The organism is Larkinella knui (assembly GCF_003858645.1).
Classification (GTDB): domain Bacteria; phylum Bacteroidota; class Bacteroidia; order Cytophagales; family Spirosomataceae; genus Larkinella; species Larkinella knui.
Genome location: NZ_RQJP01000005.1, coordinates 104,313 through 124,250 on the forward strand (window position 1 = coordinate 104,313; position 19,938 = coordinate 124,250).

18 protein-coding genes are annotated in these 19,938 nt (G+C 51.9%); 12 read left to right on the top strand and 6 right to left on the bottom strand.

Translation table 11 applies throughout. The annotated features are described in order from the left end of the window. The first annotated feature begins 26 nt into the window (after nucleotides 1-26). The 11 genes from EHT87_RS22795 (at nucleotide 27) to EHT87_RS22845 (ending at nucleotide 11,815) form a co-directional block, all read left to right on the top strand. Nucleotides 27-1,103, top strand: coding sequence for an LptF/LptG family permease (locus EHT87_RS22795; protein WP_124908991.1), 1,077 nt, complete (start codon nucleotides 27-29; stop codon nucleotides 1,101-1,103). Between the two features lie 117 nt (nucleotides 1,104-1,220). Then, nucleotides 1,221-2,141 carry a DMT family transporter gene (locus EHT87_RS22800; RefSeq protein WP_124908992.1) on the top strand — a complete coding sequence of 307 codons (921 nt, stop codon included), beginning with the start codon at nucleotides 1,221-1,223 and terminating at the stop codon, nucleotides 2,139-2,141. 31 nt (nucleotides 2,142-2,172) lie between these two features. Beyond that, a complete protein-coding gene (locus tag EHT87_RS22805; protein WP_124908993.1) occupies nucleotides 2,173-3,615 on the top strand; it encodes a DUF6056 family protein in 1,443 nt (480 codons plus the stop codon). Between the two features lie 5 nt (nucleotides 3,616-3,620). Next, the gene (locus EHT87_RS22810) at nucleotides 3,621-4,358 is read left to right on the top strand and encodes a glycosyltransferase (protein WP_124908994.1); all 738 of its coding nucleotides are present in this window, start codon (nucleotides 3,621-3,623) and stop codon (nucleotides 4,356-4,358) included. 123 nt (nucleotides 4,359-4,481) lie between these two features. After that, nucleotides 4,482-6,131, top strand: coding sequence for a hypothetical protein (locus tag EHT87_RS22815; RefSeq protein WP_229321283.1), 1,650 nt, complete (start codon nucleotides 4,482-4,484; stop codon nucleotides 6,129-6,131). Nucleotides 6,132-6,253: 122 nt separating this feature from the next. Then, entirely contained in the window at nucleotides 6,254-7,201 is a 948-nt protein-coding gene (locus tag EHT87_RS22820) for a glycosyltransferase family 2 protein (RefSeq protein WP_124908995.1), read from the top strand. Between the two features lie 75 nt (nucleotides 7,202-7,276). Further along, nucleotides 7,277-8,776 carry an MBOAT family O-acyltransferase gene (locus EHT87_RS22825; protein ID WP_124908996.1) on the top strand — a complete coding sequence of 500 codons (1,500 nt, stop codon included), beginning with the start codon at nucleotides 7,277-7,279 and terminating at the stop codon, nucleotides 8,774-8,776. An 82-nt stretch (nucleotides 8,777-8,858) separates the two neighbouring features. Beyond that, a complete protein-coding gene (locus EHT87_RS31530) occupies nucleotides 8,859-10,334 on the top strand; it encodes a GDSL-type esterase/lipase family protein (protein WP_124908997.1) in 1,476 nt (491 codons plus the stop codon). 85 nt (nucleotides 10,335-10,419) lie between these two features. After that, nucleotides 10,420-11,001: a Crp/Fnr family transcriptional regulator gene (locus EHT87_RS22835; protein WP_124908998.1), complete on the top strand. Its 582-nt coding sequence runs from the start codon at nucleotides 10,420-10,422 to the stop codon at nucleotides 10,999-11,001. Nucleotides 11,002-11,039: 38 nt separating this feature from the next. Next, nucleotides 11,040-11,456: a bleomycin resistance protein gene (locus EHT87_RS22840; RefSeq protein ID WP_229321285.1), complete on the top strand. Its 417-nt coding sequence runs from the start codon at nucleotides 11,040-11,042 to the stop codon at nucleotides 11,454-11,456. Continuing rightward, entirely contained in the window at nucleotides 11,453-11,815 is a 363-nt protein-coding gene (locus tag EHT87_RS22845) for a VOC family protein (RefSeq protein WP_124909000.1), read from the top strand. Before EHT87_RS22840 ends, EHT87_RS22845 begins: the two co-directional genes overlap by 4 nt. A gap of 229 nt (nucleotides 11,816-12,044) precedes the next feature. Here the strand turns inward: EHT87_RS22845 and EHT87_RS22850 are convergent, their stop codons facing one another. The 4 genes from EHT87_RS22850 to prmC are packed head-to-tail and all read right to left on the bottom strand — an operon-like array spanning nucleotide 12,045 to nucleotide 14,569. Continuing rightward, the gene (locus tag EHT87_RS22850; protein WP_229321286.1) at nucleotides 12,045-12,485 is read right to left on the bottom strand and encodes a PIN domain-containing protein; all 441 of its coding nucleotides are present in this window, start codon (nucleotides 12,483-12,485) and stop codon (nucleotides 12,045-12,047) included. Nucleotides 12,486-12,492: 7 nt separating this feature from the next. After that, nucleotides 12,493-12,702 carry a hypothetical protein gene (locus EHT87_RS22855; protein ID WP_124909002.1) on the bottom strand — a complete coding sequence of 70 codons (210 nt, stop codon included), beginning with the start codon at nucleotides 12,700-12,702 and terminating at the stop codon, nucleotides 12,493-12,495. A 50-nt stretch (nucleotides 12,703-12,752) separates the two neighbouring features. Next, nucleotides 12,753-13,727 (bottom strand): AAA family ATPase, encoded by a 975-nt coding sequence (locus EHT87_RS22860; RefSeq protein WP_124909003.1) that lies wholly within the window; start codon nucleotides 13,725-13,727, stop codon nucleotides 12,753-12,755. After that, nucleotides 13,724-14,569 carry a peptide chain release factor N(5)-glutamine methyltransferase gene (prmC, locus tag EHT87_RS22865; RefSeq protein ID WP_124909004.1) on the bottom strand — a complete coding sequence of 282 codons (846 nt, stop codon included), beginning with the start codon at nucleotides 14,567-14,569 and terminating at the stop codon, nucleotides 13,724-13,726. The genes EHT87_RS22860 and prmC overlap by 4 nt, the downstream gene beginning before the upstream one ends. 122 nt (nucleotides 14,570-14,691) lie before the next feature. Between prmC and ribD the strand changes: the two genes are divergently transcribed. Continuing rightward, nucleotides 14,692-15,702 (top strand): bifunctional diaminohydroxyphosphoribosylaminopyrimidine deaminase/5-amino-6-(5-phosphoribosylamino)uracil reductase RibD, encoded by a 1,011-nt coding sequence (gene ribD / locus EHT87_RS22870; protein WP_124909005.1) that lies wholly within the window; start codon nucleotides 14,692-14,694, stop codon nucleotides 15,700-15,702. A gap of 6 nt (nucleotides 15,703-15,708) precedes the next feature. On the opposite strand, the gene EHT87_RS22875 is transcribed toward ribD, so the two are convergent. Continuing rightward, nucleotides 15,709-17,973 carry an NADP-dependent malic enzyme gene (locus EHT87_RS22875; RefSeq protein ID WP_124909006.1) on the bottom strand — a complete coding sequence of 755 codons (2,265 nt, stop codon included), beginning with the start codon at nucleotides 17,971-17,973 and terminating at the stop codon, nucleotides 15,709-15,711. A gap of 59 nt (nucleotides 17,974-18,032) precedes the next feature. Beyond that, complete coding sequence (locus EHT87_RS22880) at nucleotides 18,033-19,925, bottom strand: aldolase/citrate lyase/malate synthase family protein (protein WP_124909007.1); 1,893 nt, start codon at nucleotides 19,923-19,925, stop codon at nucleotides 18,033-18,035. Nucleotides 19,926-19,938 lie beyond the last annotated feature (13 nt).

The window sequence follows — 19,938 nt, forward strand, 5'->3', positions numbered from 1 at the left end:
GGTCTGGCTGGCTCTAACTACAATTCATGAAACTCCTCGATTGGTATATTCTAAAGCGGTTTTTGTTGACATACCTCTTTGTCGTGATGGTCATCGTGCTGATCGTGTGCGTGGTCGACTACACCGAAAAAGTAGACGATTTTTATAAGCACAAGGCGCCCGGCGACAAAATCCTGTTTGATTATTACCTCAACTTCATTCCGTACTGGGCCAACTACATCAGCCCGCTTATGGTTTTCATTGCCACCGTTTTCATGACCTCCCGGCTGGCGGCCAAATCAGAAATCATTGCCATGTTGAGCAGCGGAATGAGTTTTGTCCGGTTGCTGGTGCCCTACGGAATGGGTGCGCTCATTCTGAGCGTCGCTACCTATTTTCTGGTGGGTTGGGTGGTTCCCAAAGCCAACCAGACCCGGATTGCCTTTGAATTAAAATACACCAAAGATCCGTACACGTACTCGGGCCGCAATATTCACATCAAGGTGGCACCCAATGTGTATGCCTATCTGGAAAGCTATAATAATCAGAGCAATACGGGCTATAAGTTCACTCTTGAAAAGGTAAAGGGCAATCAGCTGCTGCAAAAAATGGCGGGCGACCGCATCGAATGGAGCCCCGAAAAGAAGAAATGGACAGTGTATGACTACAACGTGCGGACCATCAACGGCTTGCAGGAGGTGCTCACGCACGGAACCAAAGTAGACACCTTGCTGAACCTGTATCCGTCGGACTTTGACAGCGATTTTAGCCTCTACGAAACGTTTACATTTCCCGAACTCGATAACTACATCAGTCTGCTGAGTAGCCGCGGAGCCGACGGGGTTGAAACCTACCTGCTGGAAAAATACTCCCGGCAAACCCGCCCTTTTGCCATCATTATTCTGGCGGCCATCGGGGTGATCATGTCGGCCCGGAAAAGTCGCCGGGGTGTGGGCTGGCAGGTGGCGCTGGGGTTCGTTCTGGCATTCGTTTACCTGCTTTTTTTCATGCTGGCAAAAGGAATTGCCGAATCGGGCAATCTGAATCCGATCGTGGCGGTCTGGTTGCCAAATATCATTTTTACGGCCATTGGCGTGATTCTATACCACACGATTCCGAGGTAATCCATTGACTTACAGGCACTTGCGTGCGTGTTTTTCTGATTTTTGCCAGCGTGTAAAATTCTGGATAAGTTAAAAACGCGGACTAAGGCGGCATCGGCCGTTCCACCGTGGATATGTATGAACCGCCCGACCACTACCGATTATCTGCATTTGCACTTTCTAGTCCTGATCTGGGGCTTTACGGCCATTCTGGGCGTCCTGATTTCCGTATCGCCCGTCATGCTGGTGGTTTACCGTACCCTGCTGGCGGCTCTGGGATTGGGAATTTTGCTGTATGCCCGGAAGAAAATGGTGCCGGTTTCGCCCGCCGACCGCCTGAAACTGCTGACAACGGGGCTGGTAATTGCGCTGCACTGGGCACTTTTTTTCGAAGCCGCCCGGATGGCCAACGTCTCCGTTTGTCTGGCCGGAATGGCTACCGGATCGTTGTGGACCAGTCTGCTGGAACCTCTTTTTTTTCGGAGACGATTGCGGGCCGTCGAGGTCATCCTCGGTCTGGTGGTCATGGCGGGTTTGTACCTCATCTTCCGTTTTGAAATTGACCGGGCTGCGGGCTTGTTGATGGCGGTTTTCTCGGCCATGCTGGCGTCCATATTTACCATCATCAACAGCCAGTTTACGCGACGGTATCCAGCCCTGACGATTACCTTTTACGAAATGTCGGGTGCTTTTGGTGGTTCACTGCTATTTCTGGGGTTATATTTGGCATTGGGTTTGGAAAAACCGTCAACCTTGTGGCCGGAGCCTATGGATTGGCTCTGGATTTCGATTCTGGCATTTGTCTGTACGGTTTATGCCTATTCGGCTTCCGTGTGGTTGATGCGGAAGTTTTCGGCATTTGCCGTGAATCTGACCGTAAACCTGGAACCGGTATACGGAATTACGCTGGCCTGGTTGTTTTTTGGCGACCGCGAACGCATGACGACCGGTTTTTATATGGGAACACTCATTATTTTGATCGCCGTGCTGATTTATCCGGCCTTGAATCGGCAGAAAGCACCAGCCACGCCGATTGAGCTGGGAAACGGAGCTAGCTAAACTGCTGATCGTTAAGATAACTATTGATCGAATGAAACAAACCAGTACACTTTTCTATTCGCTGCTCAATGTCGTTGCCCTGCTCTTATTTGGTTTCGCCTTACTGCCGCTGCTGATTCTTTCTTTTTATAACCATCCGTCCGCGGTCGATGACTATTGTTTCGCCGATACCGCCGTTCATTATGGCGTCTGGCAGGCTCAAAAATTGTATTACGATGGCTGGTCGGGGCGCTATTTTTCTAACTTAATCGTTCATTCGAGTCCGCTGGTGTGGCGATGGTACGGTGCTTACCGGTTTTTGCCGGCCCTGTTTGCCCTGGCCTGGATCGGAGCTTTGTATACGATGATCAGCGAATTGGTGCCAACGGTTTCCGCCCGAATGCGCTGGGTAGCGGTCGGCCTGCTATTTTTCCTGTATGTTTTGATGTTGCCCAGCCCGGTCGAAGGTTTTTTCTGGCTGGCCGCGGTGGCGTGTTATACCGTCCCGACCATTCTGTCTTTTTACCTGATTGCCGTCATACTTCGTTGGTATACCATTCAGAAACAACCTTTAAAGGCTCTGACCGCCATTTGGGCGGCTTTTCTGGTCTTTGCAATCGTTGGCTCGAGTGAAACAAGCCTGGTCTGGATGATCCTGTTTCTGGGCGGACTGCTGGCTTATCAACTGCTTTTCCAACGACGAATCGACGTGTTTCTCCTGGGTTTATTACTCATGGCGTTTTTTTCAGGCTGGCTGTTGTTCCGCGCGCCGGGAAATGCCATTCGCATGGGAGGGAATCCGAACGGGGGCGATTTGCTGTTTTCGACTCGTTCGGCTTTCGAGTATCTGGCCAAAGAGATGGTCGGCTGGTTTGTTAAAACACCGGTATTGATACTGGGCGTCCTGTGGCTTCCACTGGCTCAGCGGCTGGCCAATTCCAGCCATCCAACCCGGCGTCTTTTTACGATCCATCCCCTGCTGGCCCTGATTGCCTGGATCGGGCTATTGGGTGCTTTAATTTTTCCGTCGTATTACGGCATTGGCGTTGGCCCCGCTCCCCGCGTGATGAACGTCGTGTACACCTTTTTTCTGCTGGGCTGGTTTTATAATCTAACCGTTTTGGTCGTGTTCTCCAACCGCTGGAACGGATTGGGAAGCGGTTGGGGAGCAATTCCACTCGCCTTAATAGCCGGTATTGCCGCCGTTTGGGTTGCCTATAGTGTTTACAAAAGTGTTCCGTTGCATCAGATTTATGGTGATTTAGTATCAGGCCGGGCGGCTGCTTACGACCGTGAAATGACCGATCGGCAAAAGGTTTTAAACGATCCAACGCTCACAACCGTCCGTTTGCCGGTTTTAAGAGCCATGCCCCCCAGTATATTCATTGGTGACATCCATCCGTCTGATATGAAGCACTGGTGGAACCGCTGTCAGGCTGGGTATTATGGAAAAAAAGTAGTTATTTTGGACTCGTTAACGGCGAAAAAGCCGTAATATCCATGTCCACCGTTTGCATTATCATTCCCTGTTATAATGAAGCCAGCCGGCTGCCCACCGACGCGTTTCTGAACTTCCAGCAGCTCCATCCGAACATCCGGTTTTGTTTCGTCGATGACGGCAGCCAGGATCAAACGCTGGCTGTACTGACCCAGTTTGTGCAGCGCAATCCGGCACAAATGGACGTCATTCATCTGAAAAAAAACCAGGGCAAAGCTGCGGGCGTACGGGCTGGAATGCTACAAAATCAGCAAACATCCGTCGATTATTTAGGGTACTTCGACGCCGATCTGGCCACTCCGCTGGAAGCGATAAATGATCTGGTTGCTTATCTGGACCAAAATCAGGAGCGGGATATGGTCATGGGCTCCCGGATTCAATACCTGGGCACCACCATTCGACGGAACATCCAGCGGCATTACATCGGTCGAGTTATTGCTACGTTTATCAGCCTTATTTTAAAACTGCCGCTGTATGACTCCCAATGTGGCGCCAAGCTCTTCCGGCGGGCTGTTATTCCGGCGGCTTTTACTGAACCTTTCATCAGTCCCTGGCTCTTTGACGTCGAGATTGTGGCCCGCCTGATCCGGCAGTTTGGCCGGGATAAGGTAACCGACAAAATCGCCGAAATGCCCCTGAAAGAATGGACCGAACAGAGCGATTCCCGCGTCAAATTATCGTACATGTTCCGTATGCCGATCGAGTTATACAAAATCTACCGAACTTATAAAAGCGTCTGATTCCTAACCGCTTTCCCTGCTTATTGAACGCATTATTTAGATTCACATCGTATGGTTACCGTACCGGCAGGCTACTCTAAAACAACAAAATGGAGGTGGATCTGGCGCCTTTCGCCCGTGCTGATGGCGATACCAATCGTCTGTTTTGCTCTTTTTGTGTTTATTTATTCCGTCAATATTCCCTGGTTCGATGATCTGGAAGCTTTTGTTGGCTTTTTGCTGACGTACCTGCGGGCGGACACACTCACCGAAAAATGGGCGGAATTGCTGCGACCGAATAATGAACACCGGATTCTGTTTGCCAAACTGACCACCGTTAGCCTCTATTCCCTGACGGGTACACTCAATTTCCGCTGGTTGATCGGCGTGGCCTTCCTGTGTCTGCTGGGAATGGTGGCGGTTCTCTACCGTGTTTTTCGCCGGTCGGCGTTGCCAGCCCTGTACTTCCTGCCGGTTTTGCTCATTTTATTACAACCCCAATATTACGGAACCAGCGTCTGGGCCATTACGGCTCTTCAGCACGAAGCGGTATTGTTTTTTATGCTGACGGCTTTGTATTGGCTGGCCTCCGGCACGGGCGGACGGTTCGGTTTGGCCATCCTGATTCAACTACTGGCTTCATTCTCAATGGGCAACGGCTTATTCGGTTGGATCGCCGGTGGAGCCATACTGGTTGCCCAAAGGCAATACGCCAGGCTGGGGATTTGGATCGGCATCAGCGTGGGGGCTATTCTTTTTTATTTTCACGATTACGCCAGTCCGCAGGGCAACGAAAGTAGCCTGTCCTTTTTGCTTCACAATCCGCATATCGTTTTTTTAGGCTTCTTCACGTTCATTGGCGGTTTGTTCGACTTTTTTCCGGATGCTCCCATTTTCCGGCGGAGCATTTTGCCAACCCTTTTTGGCTTTATAGTCGGTGCCGGTGTTTTTGTGGTTCTGAAACCGATGGTTCTTACGTTCCTGCGGACCAGCCCGCAGCCGCGCTCCTCAACTTTTTCCCGGCAACAGTATTTCTTCATCGGAGCCTACGCCCTGCTTTTTGTCAATGCGGCCGTAGTTGCCATCCTGCGCCCGCGTTTTGGGTACGATGTGATGTTAGTCAGCAACTACATGATTTATCCGGCCTTGCTGGTTAGCCTTTTGTATTTGTCGCTGCTTAACCAGACCCGCTCCGGGGTGGGTCAATTCCGGTGGCTTCAGATCGGAGTGATCTTTGGCGGAATGATCTGGGCGGTATCGTATGGGCGGTTTTGGCCGCGCGTGGCCCAGAAAAACCAGGCTTTGCAGGCGCAGGCCTTTAACCAGAAATACAACGGAATCGGGCTGGGAGCAACGCTCGGGACGCCTTTTGCCAGACTGGCCAAAGACATGATGGACCAAGCGGTTCGGACGGGGATATACCAGTATCCAACGGCTTTTTATTCGCCTTTCGAAAGCCAGTTTCGCACAGCGCCCGTCAATCCGGACCCCTCACTGAAAATAACCGTCACCGAATTTCCGGATCATTACCTAATCCAAAGCCCGGACTGGTATCTGCCCGCCGAAACCCGGCGCATTTGCCTGGTGGCCCGGTCCGATCAGCAAACCTATTTGTTTCCGTCCAATGCGCCATTCGTCTGGAGTCGGTTCTACGCAAACCGGCAGAATGTGATCGGCATTCAGGCGTCGGTACTCAAAAACGCGTTGCCACCGGGAACCTATCGGTTGGGTTTTGTGGCCGCTCCCGCCGAAACGCCCGTACGGTTTTCAGATCAGAAATTGAGCATTCAGTAAGATTTTTGCCAGCTAACCTGCTCAAAATTTAGATCGGAGAGCCGTTTAATAAAAGGGGATGAATCGTCTGCCAAATAAATAATGTAATTTTACGGCCTGCTTATGAACCAATATCAGTGACCTTGTCCGAACCACAAATTTCTATCGTCGCACCGCTTTACAACGAACGGGAATCGTTTCCACACCTCGTTTCACGGCTTAATGCCTTAATGGACAGCTCGTCGCTCGCCATTGAAGTCGTGTTGATCGACGACGGCAGTCGCGACAATACGGCGCAACTGATGCAACAGCTGGCGTTGACCGACGACCGCTATCACTGCGTTTTTCTGGCCCGGAACTACGGCCACCAGATTGCTCTGACGGCCGGTATGGCAGCCGCAAAGGCAACGGAAGCCCTGTTTATCATCGACGGCGACCTCCAGGACCCCCCCGAATTGCTGGACGAATTCTACGCCAAATTTCAGGAAGGGTACGATGTTGTTTATGCCGTGCGGAAGAAGCGGAAAGAAGGCGTTTTCAAGAAGATGGCCTATTTTCTGTTCTACCGCTTCATGAAATCCATTTCCTACGTCGATATTCCGCTCGATAGCGGTGATTTTTCGCTCATCAGCCGCCGGGTTACCAACGTGCTGAACCAGATGCCCGAAGAAAGCCGCTTCATTCGCGGGATGCGCAGCTGGATCGGTTTCAAGCAAATCGGTGTGGAATACGAGCGCGATGCCCGCGTGGCCGGAGAAGCAAAATATACGTTTAAAATGCTCCGCCGGCTGGCCTATAACGGTATTTTCAATTTCAGCGAATTCCCCATCAAATTCGTGACCAACCTGGGCATGATTTCCATCGGGATTGCGGTTTTGTATTTTATTCAGACACTCATCAAAAAATATTTCTTCGGTGGTGTACCGCAAGGATTTACGGCATTGCTGTTTACCATCATTCTTTTCGGCGGTATTCAGTTGATCGGTTTGGGATTAATCGGCGAATATGTGCTGCGGATTTTCTTCCAGAGCAAAGGCCGCCCCCTGTACATCGTCCGGGAAATCATCCGAAAGAAAGAACGACAAGTTTGATCATGGATATAAGACAAGAGAGAAGAGATACTAAACTCCTGATCTTTTGTCTCTTGTCTCTACTCTAACGTCTTAATGTTATTTAATTCGCTCCAGTTTTTATTGTTTTTTATCGTCGTAACGCTGGCCTACTACAGTCTGCCGTGGCGCGGACGGTGGGTATTGTTGCTGTTGGCCAGTTGTTATTTCTACATGGTCTTCAAGCCGACGTACATCCTGATTCTGTTTCTGACCATCGTTATTGACTATTACGCCGGTATTTGGCTGGAGCGCACCAAACCCGGTTCTTCCCGAAAATGGCTGCTGATCATCAGTCTGATTTCCAACATCGGTATTCTGGCGTTTTTTAAATATTTTGGATTTTTCACGGATAGCGTCGTCTGGCTACTCGACCAGCTCAACCTAGATGGCCCGGCCCAGCTCGTCAACCGGAAAGCCATCAGTTTGCTCAATAAAGTGCTGACGCTGTTCGGTCAGCCAAATACCACCTCGTTCAGCATTGTCGATTCAATTTTGCCCATTGGGCTGTCATTCCACACTTTTCAGGCCATGAGCTACACCATCGAGGTGTACCGGGGCAATCAGAAAGCGGAGCGCCATTTCGGGATTTATGCGCTGTATGTGATGTTTTATCCGCAACTGGTGGCCGGTCCCATCGAACGTCCGCAGAATGTTCTGCACCAGTTTCATACGCATTTTCATTTCAGCTTCGAGAATTTGAAAGCCGGTCTGATGCAAATGGCGTTCGGTTTTTTCAAAAAGGTGGTCATTGCCGACCGGATGGCGGAACTTGTCAGCCATGCCTACAACAACCCCACGCAACAAAACGGCCTGACGCTGCTGGTGGCCACGCTGGCCTTTACGATCCAGATTTACTGCGATTTTTCGGGCTACTCTGACATCGCCATCGGAGCCGCCCGAACGATGGGGTTCACCTTGATGGAAAACTTCAAAACACCGTATTTTTCCCGCTCGATCACCGAATTCTGGCGACGCTGGCACATTTCCCTTTCCACCTGGTTTCGTGATTATCTCTACATCCCGCTGGGCGGCAACCGCGTTAGTCCGTCACGGCGGTATTTGAACGTTTTTATCGTGTTTCTGGTCAGCGGTTTATGGCATGGAGCCAGTTGGAATTACATCATCTGGGGTGGGTTGCACGGCGCTTACCAACTCCTGGCGGGCTGGCGCGACAAGGCATTCAATCAGTTGGGCATCAAATTGCCGGAAGAAAACAAGGCCTATCAACTGCTGCAACTTATTTTAACCTTTGTGCTGGTCATGCTGACGTGGGTGTTCTTCCGCAACCACAAAGCGCCGGTCGGCAATGCCTTTCACATTCTGGGCAAAATCGTTTTCTCGCCCTTCGACGGGCCACTCAGTACGCCTTTCAATGCCACCGAACTCTGGTTTTGTGTAGCATTGGTGGCGGTTTTATTCCTGAAAGAGAAGTTTTACCTGACGATTCCGACCCGCAATACCGGCCTGTTCTTCGTTCTGTTTCCGCTCATTTGTTTTCTGTCGTACCTGTTTGGCGTTTTCACCTCGAACCAGTTTATCTATTTTCAGTTTTAAATCGATCCCTGAAAACGGGGGCATTTCATAAGTAAGATCAGCCGCTTGGCGACTTTCAAGCCCAGACGTATTGCTTATTGAAATGAAGGAAAACCGACTGAAAAGCCTCTCTGCTTTCTTTTTACTCCTGTTATGTTTCGTTTGGGCTTCTGCCGCAAACCGCGTATTGGCCCAGGAACCCCGTTTCGAGTCGGAGATTAACGCCTATGAAACCAAGTCGGTTAATGATCCACCAGTTCCCGGCTCGACGTTCTTCGTCGGCAGCTCCACCTGGCGGCTTTGGGCCCCAACGCTGGAGCAGGATTTTAGCAAATTCAGTCCCGTCAACCGGGGCTTCGGCGGAGCCACCATTCCGGATGTGGTGCGGGTGATGGACCGGATCATTCTGCCACACCGCCCCGCTCGCGTCGTTTTTTCCTGTGGCGGCAACGATCTGGCGGGTGGCGACGATCCCGAAACCGTGGTCAAAAACTTCAAAACGTTTCTGGCCCGGCTTTGGCAATCAAACCCGCTGGCGGAAGTGTATTTCGTCGCAAACCGGCATTCACCGGCCCGGCAAAAATTCCGAAAACAGGGCGACCGGTTTAACCATCAAATCAAAAAACTGGCTGGCCAGCTGGACGGACTGTACTACATCGATGTCGTTCCGCTGACGGATGGCAAAGACCGGGATCAACTTTTTATGCCCGACGGTTTGCACCTGAACCGGGAAGGCCAGCAGCGTTGGATACCGGTTATTACCGCGGCTTTGGAAGAATGGGATCGGCTGCGAACGAAGCCAACGCTTGCTGATTTGTACCAAAAACGGGTTGCTGCGGGCATTTTTACGGCGTCCGGCATCGTTAACTTCCCGGCTCGGAAACTAACCATTGTTTTCATTGGCAACAGCATTACGGCCGGGGCCGGATTGAAAAACCGGCAGACCGACGCGCCACCGGTTTTGGCTATGGCGTATTTGAAACAACAGGCGGGAATCGATCAGGTCGCGTTTTCGAATCAGGGTGTGGGCGGTTTTACCACCGTCGATTTTCTGCCTGCGACCAACAAAGCGTTTGGAAAAGTGATACAGGCGGCCGATGTATTCAAGAATGACCCGACGAGTCAGCTGGTGTTTTCTATCATTCTGGGCACAAATGACAGCGCCATGCAAGGCCCCAACGGCGCACCGGTTTCGCCGGAATCCTACCGCGCCAACCTGAAAACCATTGCCGATAGCTTACTGTCGGCCTATCCCGGTTGCAAGCTGGTTTTCCACCGACCGATCTGGTACAGCCCAACCACCTACAACCGTTCGAAGTATTTACAGGAGGGCCTGGATCGCTTGCAGACGTATTTTCCGGAAATCGATGCGCTGATTACGTCGTATACAACAACCCATCCAGGGCAGGTAAAGCTCGGTGATATGCAGGGTTTCAACTACTTCAAAACGCATTACCTGACCGACTTTCAACATGAAACCGGTCAGCAGGGGACATTTTTTCTGCATCCCAACGAAAAAGGAGCGGCTACTTTGGGCGTATTTTGGGGAGAAGCGATTCGGAAAGCGGTAAACGAGTAAGCTGGATTGTACCAGCACGGGTTAAGCATTAGAAAGCGGCATCCGGGCGACCATTCCGGTTGCTTCATAAGTCGTAAACAAGCCCATGGCGGAAGAATGGATCTCGACCGTAGCGCAAAGGCTCACTCCAATCGGCACGTTCAGCCCTGAGCAGGTTCGAATGGTGGCCCATCGCGTGCATCGCCGGTTCGTAGACAAAGATACCATTCTGCTGGCCGCAGGAACCATTTGCCAGACAATTTATTGTAGCCTGGAAGGTGCTTTCTACCAGGTCAGCAACAACGGCGAGGAGCCGGTAATCATTGATTTGCACCTGCCCGGGCAGTGGTTTTTTAATCACCAAAGTTTTGTTACCCAGACGCCTTCCGCCTACACCATCCAGGCTTATTCGGATGGTATTGTGCTCGAATTGACGATTCAGGTGATTCATGAACTCATCGCGCTGTCACCGGTATTTCTGCAATTGGGCAGCCTGCTCAATCAGGGCACGGATCGGATTCGTTTCTTCGATCAAAATCTGACACCGGTTCAGAAATATCAATATGTGCTTGATTATCAACCCCAGCTGCTGCACCGGTTTCCGCTGAAAATGATTGCGGCTTATCTGAAAATGACGCCCGAAACGCTGAGTCGGGTCAGGGAGCGACTGGCGCGGGGCCTTTCTTGATTTGAATCAAGTGTAAAATCAAACCCGGTTTCTTAAGTTTGCCTCATCGATACTCTACCGATCCAATGCTGACCGCCATTCACCCCAAATTACCGATGCGAAACAAGCGCGTCACCAAAGACTTTTACCTGAACCAACTGGGCTTTCAGGAAGTTGGGCAGACCGATTTTCCAGACTACCTGATGGTACGGAGAGACGCGGTCGAAATTCATTTTTTTGCGTTCCGCGACCTCGATCCCGCCGAAAACTACGGCCAGGTCTATATCCGAACGGATGCCATTGATTCCTTATACCAGTCGCTGCTGGATCGAAACGTGAGCATCCATCCGGCGGGGCCTTTACAGGCAAAAGCGTGGGGACAAAAGGAATTTTCGGTGTTAGACCCTGATACGAATCTCCTCACCTTCGGGCAGCCTTCTGACTCTACCGTAAACCCAACACCACGACTGCCATGAAATTTACCAGACTTGTGCCGAATGTATTTTACACCGACATTACGGAGGCCCTGAAATTATTTGTCAATTGTCTTGAATTCAGGATTGAGCATGATGAGCTAAACACCAGCAGGCCATTTTGCGTCATTGAAAAAGACGGTTTGCGCATCAACCTTTTTCAAAATGCGGAGTTGGCCGGGGAACATAACCCTGAATTTAGATTGGTAACCGATGATATCGAAGCGGTTTACCAGCAGATAGCCTCTACCCATCCGGAGTTCCTGCATCCCAATCTCAACAAAGTCACCCTTCGACCCTGGGGAGCAAAAGAATTCGCGTTAACCGATACGCAGCTCGGTATAGTCATTCAGCAATGGTAAGGATACGTGTAAAATGCGTTTTTACCGCCCAATCGCCACTTTCCGCAGAATCGAATCGATAATCTGCAAGGTGGTCACGCCATCGGTTTAACTATTGCTCTGACCGGTTTTCTACGCGAAACTGGCCGGAAGGCGTGTTTTTTCTTAAACTCAACAAATGGTACTACACTGAGGGATATTTTTTGGGTGAGCCTATTTAGAAAGCGGTTCAGGGGAATAATAAAGCGGGTTAATTTAAATCCGAAAAGTCAGAAATTAGTATCACTCCTTCTCCGGCACAAGCTTTTTCAAAATCAGTCTGATCGTAGCTGGCTAAATAAGGGATGTTGTGTAAAAGGCAGGCCGACAAGATCAACGCATCATTAGGGAGTAAATTGTACTTAATCATTAAATCAATATAAATCGAAATGGTCTGTGAACTGTCAGGCAAAAGAGTGAATAAATGCAATAAAATATCTGGAGGATTAGCCGTTAAAAGAGCCGGTATCAGGCGATTTTCTTTCAACGTTCGGGGTGCTTTACCGCCTTCAATAGCCAATAAGTGAAAGGTGAATTCACTCAGTACCGGTGAACAAATGCATTTTTCGTATTCATTGCGCTGCATCAATATGTCAAATAATTCAACGCGGGTGCGTTTTGCTTTTTCGACCAATAGAGAACTGTCCAGCATAATTCGCTTACTGGTCATAAGCGTCGAAGTCTTCCGTCGAGCGAACCGTTACTTTATCAAAAAAAGCCTGGGCGGTTTGAGAAGACGTTGAGGAAGTCAGGGGAAGAACCGGACGCACAATGACATCAATTTCCACCTCCTGGTTGTCCAGTTCGGGCGAAAGAGGAACGAAAATTCCGCCATTTCGTACGCGTTCTTTTAGGTGAATCGCTGTCATGTTTTTTGTTTTTACTCCTAATTAACAAAAATTTTAGGTAGAAGGTGCTTCTACCGTCCAATCGCCACTTTCCGCAGAATCGAATCGATGATCTGCAAGGTGGTCACGCCGTCGGCTTCGGCTTCGTAGTTGAGCAGAATCCGGTGGTTGAACACGTCGGGCGCCACTTCCTTGATGTCTTCGGGCAACACATAATCGCGCTGGTCGAAGTAGGCGAGGGCTTTGGCGGCCCGGTTGAGGTTGATGCTGGCGCGGGGCGACACGCCGTACTGGATATACCGGGCTTCGTCGCGGAGGTTGTAGTCGAGCGGTCGGCGGGTAGCAAACACCAGCTCGATGATGTACCGTTCGAGGGTTTCCGAGATGGTAATTTTGTTGATTTCGTTCTTGATCGCGAAAATATCTTCCTTGTCCAGAACCGGCTGCACTTCGTAGTCAAAATTCAGGTTCGACATCCGGCGCATGACCTCCAGTTCTTCGTCTTTCGAGAGGTAGCCCACAAAAACCTTCATCATAAACCGGTCAATCTGGGCTTCCGGCAGCGGATACGTGCCTTCCTGCTCCACCGGGTTTTGCGTCGCCAGTACCAGAAAAGGTTTGTCAAGAATAAACGTTTCCTCGCCAATCGTCACCTGTTTTTCCTGCATGGCTTCCAGCAGGGCCGATTGCACTTTGGCGGGCGAACGGTTGACTTCGTCGGCCAGAATCAGGTTGGCAAAAACCGGTCCCTGCTTCACTTCGAACTCGCCCGATTTCTGATTGAAAATCATCGTGCCGACCAGATCGGCCGGCAGCAGATCGGGCGTGAACTGAATTCGCTGAAAATCGAGCTGTAAAGCCTTTGCCAGTGTATTGATTGTCAGTGTTTTGGCCAGGCCGGGAACGCCTTCCAGTAAAATATGGCCGCCCGTAAACAGGCCGATCAGCAGCCGGTTGAGGAGCGCCTGCTGTCCCACAACGACCTTGCTCATTTCGTCGAATACCTGACGGATTTTGGAATGATAGGTGATGTCTGCTGATGTCATTTAACCGCTTTTACAAATCGTTCTTTGCCGTGAATATCCTTGAAAATCTGCACATTATGGTAGCCACGTTCTTCGAAAACCTGTTGCGTCTGGGGGCCAAACCGCTCGTTGATTTCGACGTAACAGGCGCCACCGGTAATCAGGTGTTGCTGCCCAAAATCGGCGACGGCCTTGTAAAACAGCAACGGATCCTGGTCTTCTACAAATAACGCCAGATGGGGCTCATATCGTAAAACATTCGTTTCCATGTGTTCGGCTTCCGACAGCGTGACGTAAGGCGGATTGCTGACCACGCACTCGAACCGGCGGTTTTCTTCGCCGACATTTAGAATGTCACGTTGTTCAAATTCCACGTCCGCCAGCAACGTTCGGGCATTCAATCGGGCCACTTCCAGGGCCTCGGCCGACAGATCCCAGGCTACTACCGATGCCTGCGGCAGAAACCGGGCCAGGGTGACGGCGATGCAGCCGCTGCCGGTTCCGATGTCGATCAGGTTCAGTTGGCCGGTGGTTTCGGCATAATCCCGGACGATGAGCCGGATCAGTTCTTCGGTTTCGGGGCGGGGAATCAAAACCGCCGGCGACACCTGAAACTCCAGTCCGCAAAACTCGGTTGTGCCAATGAGGTGCTGAACGGGTTCGTGGCTGTTGAGCCGCCGGACGAGTTCCGCCCAGTCGGGTTGAGGAGGATTGGTTGGGATCGGTTTACCGGCTACGACGTCGGTTCGGCGGAGCAGGAGGTAATGTTCCAGCAATAAAAACACGATAGCGCGGGCTTCTTCCGGGCGGTAGCCTTCCAACTGCCCCACCAGCGAATCAAATAACGACTTGGCTGTACTCATGCGGACGTAAAATTTGCGTAAATCTAAACCTTCGCGAAACAGATTGTAAGGATTTTCCTGATTTCTTTACGTTTAAGTATATAAACTGTAACTAAAAACCGTTGATCGACGACTCGCTATTCATGTCCCGCGCCCTGGAACTGGCGAAACTGGGCCGGGGCCACGTCAGCCCGAATCCGATGGTGGGCTGCGTAATTGTTCATCACCAGCACATCATTGGCGAAGGCTGGCACCGGCAATACGGCGGACCCCACGCCGAAGTTAATGCTGTGCGGTCGGTGGCCGATGAGTCGTTGCTGCCGGAATCGACGGTGTATGTCACGCTGGAACCCTGTTCACATTATGGAAAAACGCCCCCCTGTGCCGATTTATTGATTGCAAAAAGAGTGAAAAAAGTCATCGTTTGCAATGACGACCCCAATCCGCTGGTGGCGGGTAAAGGACTGGCGAAACTACGGGCGGCCGGTATCGAAGTCGAAACGGGGCTTCTGGCCGAACAGGGCCGTCAACTGAACCGGCGGTTTTTTACATTCATCGAGCAGCAACGCCCGTATCTGATTCTGAAATGGGCCGAAACCGCCGACGGTTTTATGGCCCCGGCTGATCTTCGTCCCATGCCGATTAGCGGGACATTGTCGCGGCAACTGGTGCACAAATGGCGAACCGAGGAAGACGCGATTCTGGTGGGAACCAATACCGCCCGGCACGACAATCCGCAGTTGAACGCCCGGCTCTGGAGCGGCCGAAATCCCGTTCGGATCGTCATCGATAAGCACTTGCAATTACCGCCTTCGCTGCATCTTTTCGACGGTTCGCAGCAAACGCTGGTGTATACGGTTTTGCCAAAAGACGAACCCGATGGCCGGGCAAACTACATTCCGCTAGACCCTGAAACTCCTTTTCTCCCGCAACTCATCGCCGATGTATTCCGGCAAAAAATCCAGTCGGTGATTGTGGAAGGGGGCGCGGCTTTGCTGGAAAGTTTTCTGAATCAGGGGCTTTGGGATGAAGCGCGCGTGTTTAAAAGTCCGAAAATTCTGGGCGATGGGCTGGCAACTCCCCTGATTCGGGGGCGGTTGGCCGACACCGAACGCGTTGGCGACGACTGGCTGATGACGTATCGGCCGTTGTAAATTCCATCACCGATCGACCACCGCCACCGCCACCATGTTGAAAATTTCCCGCACCGTACTCCCGAGTTGCAGGACGTGAATGGGCTTTTTCAGTCCCATCAAAACCGGCCCGATTTTCTCGATCTGGGCGATTTCTTTCAGCAGGTTATACGCGATGTTGGACGACGACAGGTTGGGGAAGATCAGCGTGTTGGCTCCCAATTTCGCCAGCGGTGAGAACGGATAGGATTCCTTCAACAAGTTTAAACTGAATGGCAGGTGAGCCTGCATTTCGCCGTCGACGATCAAATCCGGGCGTTTTTGCTGAAGAATTTTGACGGCTTTCTGCATTTTCAGGGCATCTTCTCCACCGGCGCTGCCGAACGTCGAATAAGATAGAAACGCAATGCGGGGTTCGACATTGAGCCTTTTAACTTCGTTGGCCGTGATCTCGGCAATTTCCACCAGTTCCTCGGCCGTCGGGCTGATGTTGACGGTGGTGTCGGCCAGAAAAATCGGACCAAAACGACTCATTAAGATATACATCCCCAAAATTTTGTTGATGCCTTCCTGCGGTCCGATCACCTGTAACGCCGGGCGCAATGTTTGGGGATAATTGCGCGTCAAACCCGAAATCAACACATCGGCGGCCCCGACCTCCACCATCACCGCGCCGTAATAATTGCGGTGGAGCATCAATCCCTTCGCATCGACAAAGGTCAGCCCTTTCCGTTTGCGTTTTTCATACAGCACTTCGGCGTATTCCAGAACGGTTTTTTCCTGCTTCCGCGACCGGGGATCCAGGATCGTAACCCGCTCGATTTCCAGTTTATTTTCCCGGATCATGCGGTTGATTTTGGTCGCATTTCCCAACAGAATCGGCACGGCAATTTTCTGTTCGATCACTTCCTGAACCGCCCGGAGCACCGTCAGATTTTCGCCATCCGTGAACACAACCCGTTTGGGTGCCCGTTTCGCCTGGTTGATAATGCCCCGAATCAGCGAGTTGTCCAGGCCGATGCGGTGGGACAATTGCGACCGGTATTCTTCCCAATCCGTAATTAGCTTGCGGGCAACGCCCGATTCCATCGCGGCTTTGGCCACGGCGGGCGCAACGGTGGTCAGCAGCCGGGGGTCGGTCGGTTTGGGCAAAATATACTGCCTGCCGAACGACAGATTCTGTTGGCCGTAGGTCATGTTGACAATTTCCGGAACCGTCTTTTTCGCCAGATCCGCCAGCGCCCGAACAGCCGCCAGCTTCATGGCTTCGTTGATGGCCGTGGCCCGAACGTCCAGCGCCCCCCGAAAAATATAGGGGAAGCCCAGCACATTATTGACCTGATTGGGATAGTCAGACCGGCCCGTGGCCATGATGATGTCGGGCCGGACTTCCACCGCTTCCTCATACGAAATCTCCGGCGTGGGGTTCGCCATCGCGAACACGATGCAATCCTTCGCCATCGATTTAACCATCTCCTGGCTAACGACTTTGCCAATCGACAGCCCCAGAAAAACATCGGCGCCCCGCATGGCGTCGGCCAGCGCCCAGCCGTCGGGGAGTTGATCCCGGACGTACTTGTATTGATTCGGAACCAGATTCGTGCGGGCGGGGTGCAGGAGTCCGTCTTTGTCAAAAACCGTAATATTTTCTTTTTTTACGCCCAGCGCCACGTACAAATCCAGGCAGGCGATGGCAGCCGCGCCCGCGCCGTTGACGGCCAGCTTAATTTCACTGATTTCTTTACCGGAAATGGTCAGCGCATTGAGCAAAGCCGCTGCGCTGGTGATGGCCGTGCCGTGCTGGTCGTCGTGCATGACCGGAATCGTCAGTTCCTTGCGGAGCCGCTCCTCAATTTCGAAGCAGGCCGGAGCGGCAATGTCTTCCAGATTGACTCCGCCAAAGGTGGGTTCTAAGATTTTTACGGTCCGGACAAACTCGTCGATGTTGGTGGTATTCAGCTCAATATCGAAGGCGTCGATGTCCGCATAGATTTTAAACAGTAGACATTTTCCTTCCATGACCGGTTTGGACGCGCCGGGGCCAATATCACCCAGACCCAATACCGCCGTGCCGTTGGTGATCACCGCCACCAGATTGCCTTTGGTTGTGTAATCGTATATTTTCTCGGGAAAACTGGCAATTTCCAGACACGGTTCGGCAACGCCGGGGGAGTAGGCGAGCGACAGATCCCGTTGATTTAACGTTTCTTTGGTCGGGACAACCTCAATTTTTCCCGGACGTCCTTTGGCGTGATAATGCAGCGCATCTTCCCGTAATTTCTGCGAACTCATGGAATCGTCGTTTGCTGATGGTGGTTTTTACGGCAGACCAATGCTTTCTAAAACCGCCCCTAAACATACGGACTCGTCGCTACAAAGTCTAAATTTTCGGTGATTCGTTTCCCGTCCTCTGCCAGTGTGTTCATATACAGTTGAATCCGCTTTTTCGCCACATCCAGATCCAGGTTGTTGAGGTTGATGTTCAGCAGGTCGATGAACCAGGGCGGTTTTACGTCGCTCAGCGTATAAACATTCGCGATCTCGAGCGCGATCGGCAAGGTCGTCGTTTTTGAGGATTCGTAGACATCCTTACTGGCGGCTTTCAACAGCTTTTCGTATTCTTCAGAAACCAGCTTCTGGTATAATTCTGGTGAGAAAACCGTCCCGGCTTTGGTGCTGGTTTCGGGATCATCTTCCGTCAAAACCGCCCCTTTGTGAATCCATTCCCAGAGAATACTCAGCCGGATTTCGCCCGTCGCCATGTCTTCCATCAGGTACAGAATATCGTCGTTGCCGAAAAAATCCGCCGGTTTCAGCGCGGCCGCCTGCATGCCCTGCCCGAACGCGTTGCCGTATTGCAGGGCCACACTCACCAGGTTGCGCGCCCCCCGAATGTCGGTCGGTGCCGGTTCGATTAAAATCAGGCCGTCGGCGTCCGACTGCGTATACGTCAGCCGAGGAAATTCGCGCCCCAACTGATTGGCCTTGCCCACTTTTTCCCAAACCGGTCGGACGATGTGCACCATTTTCCAGTGCGCCACCCATTTGCCGCTGGCTCCTTCGCGCTGTTCCCGTTCAGCTCCGGCCACGGCTTTCTGCATGCTGGCCGAAACCCCCGCTTCGGAACCGACCGGAATGTTGGGTTCCATGCCGCCCTGCCACAGGGCAAAATGACCGTTGCGATCGGGCGTATTGACGGCCCGCCGAACCCGGTCTTCGTAGTTACGCATGTAGCCATACGTCATCGTAATGGCTTCGATGTTGGGATTGATGAAGGACTTATCCCACGCCATCGCATCCGAAACGCTGTTGATATAATCCCAGCGACCGGTATTGTAGCCCACGAAATGCCTGCCCAGAGCCGCCCGGATTTCCATCAACTGGTGCGTCGCTTCCAGTTGCTCGACCAGCATGTAGACTTTGATGGTTCCGGCAGACAATCCAATCTGGCTTTCCAGCGCGTTGAGCAGGTCGTTCCAGACGGCGGCTTCCCCGGCGGTTTGAATTTTGGGCAAGTACAGCACGATGGACGATCCGGCTTTTTGCAACGCCTGATAATTGTTCACGACATACAACGTCGCATCGACAATCGAAGCGGCCAGGGCCGTACCGTCGGCGTCGCGGATGTGCCGGTCGTCGAGGTGCAGGCCCCGCGCCCGGAAGATTTTGGTGGTAAAATTCAGTTGGTTTTCCCAATCCGTCACAATGTCCCGACCCAGAAACGGCTTCGACCAGCGGTTCATTTCCTGGGCAACCTGTTCGGCCACGTTCAGAAAAACCGGGTCTTTGTGAATGGCGAGTTTGAGGTTGCGCTGGTTGTCGAGGGACATGGTGGTGATTTGCCCGAGCGCATCCTCCCCGTCGAACATCCAGCCATCGGCCCCCGAAAGCAGCGCGTAAGCAACGTTTCGGATGCTGTTTTCAACGGGCGCATTGGGCTTGGCGGCCGGTCCCGTTCCCTGAATCCACTGCCGTTGGAGATCGGCCGGAATAACCGAGCCTTCAAAATTACCGTCGCGGGCATCCTGCACCTTAACACCGGTACCAGGGATCAGACTTTCCGGATCGAGAAAAGTGATGCGGTTTTGATGCTGCTGCCGATCAGTCCGCCGTTTGAGTCGCTCGGCCATGGCGGTTTTGATGCGTTGGTTGAAAGGGGCCAGGGCCGAAAGGGCCGCGAGCGCTTCGGCGGTATAGACATCAGGATACGTTTCTTTCAGGTTATCGCGAATCGTAAGGGTCATATGCTGGGGTTCG

Excerpts from the sequence above, each read along its gene's own strand:
- EHT87_RS22795 (WP_124908991.1), top strand. The coding sequence starts at position 27 with ATGAAACTCCTCGATTGGTATATTCTAAAGCGGTTTTTGTTGACATAC.
- EHT87_RS22800 (WP_124908992.1), top strand. The coding sequence starts at position 1,221 with ATGAACCGCCCGACCACTACCGATTATCTGCATTTGCACTTTCTAGTC.
- EHT87_RS22805 (WP_124908993.1), top strand. The coding sequence starts at position 2,173 with ATGAAACAAACCAGTACACTTTTCTATTCGCTGCTCAATGTCGTTGCC.
- EHT87_RS22810 (WP_124908994.1), top strand. The coding sequence starts at position 3,621 with ATGTCCACCGTTTGCATTATCATTCCCTGTTATAATGAAGCCAGCCGG.
- EHT87_RS22815 (WP_229321283.1), top strand. The coding sequence starts at position 4,482 with ATGGCGATACCAATCGTCTGTTTTGCTCTTTTTGTGTTTATTTATTCC.
- EHT87_RS22825 (WP_124908996.1), top strand. The coding sequence starts at position 7,277 with ATGTTATTTAATTCGCTCCAGTTTTTATTGTTTTTTATCGTCGTAACG.
- EHT87_RS31530 (WP_124908997.1), top strand. The coding sequence starts at position 8,859 with ATGAAGGAAAACCGACTGAAAAGCCTCTCTGCTTTCTTTTTACTCCTG.
- EHT87_RS22835 (WP_124908998.1), top strand. The coding sequence starts at position 10,420 with ATGGCGGAAGAATGGATCTCGACCGTAGCGCAAAGGCTCACTCCAATC.
- EHT87_RS22845 (WP_124909000.1), top strand. The coding sequence starts at position 11,453 with ATGAAATTTACCAGACTTGTGCCGAATGTATTTTACACCGACATTACG.
- EHT87_RS22850 (WP_229321286.1), bottom strand. The coding sequence starts at position 12,485 with ATGCTGGACAGTTCTCTATTGGTCGAAAAAGCAAAACGCACCCGCGTT.
- EHT87_RS22855 (WP_124909002.1), bottom strand. The coding sequence starts at position 12,702 with ATGACAGCGATTCACCTAAAAGAACGCGTACGAAATGGCGGAATTTTC.
- EHT87_RS22860 (WP_124909003.1), bottom strand. The coding sequence starts at position 13,727 with ATGACATCAGCAGACATCACCTATCATTCCAAAATCCGTCAGGTATTC.
- prmC (WP_124909004.1), bottom strand. The coding sequence starts at position 14,569 with ATGAGTACAGCCAAGTCGTTATTTGATTCGCTGGTGGGGCAGTTGGAA.
- ribD (WP_124909005.1), top strand. The coding sequence starts at position 14,692 with ATGTCCCGCGCCCTGGAACTGGCGAAACTGGGCCGGGGCCACGTCAGC.
- EHT87_RS22875 (WP_124909006.1), bottom strand. The coding sequence starts at position 17,973 with ATGAGTTCGCAGAAATTACGGGAAGATGCGCTGCATTATCACGCCAAA.
- EHT87_RS22880 (WP_124909007.1), bottom strand. The coding sequence starts at position 19,925 with ATGACCCTTACGATTCGCGATAACCTGAAAGAAACGTATCCTGATGTC.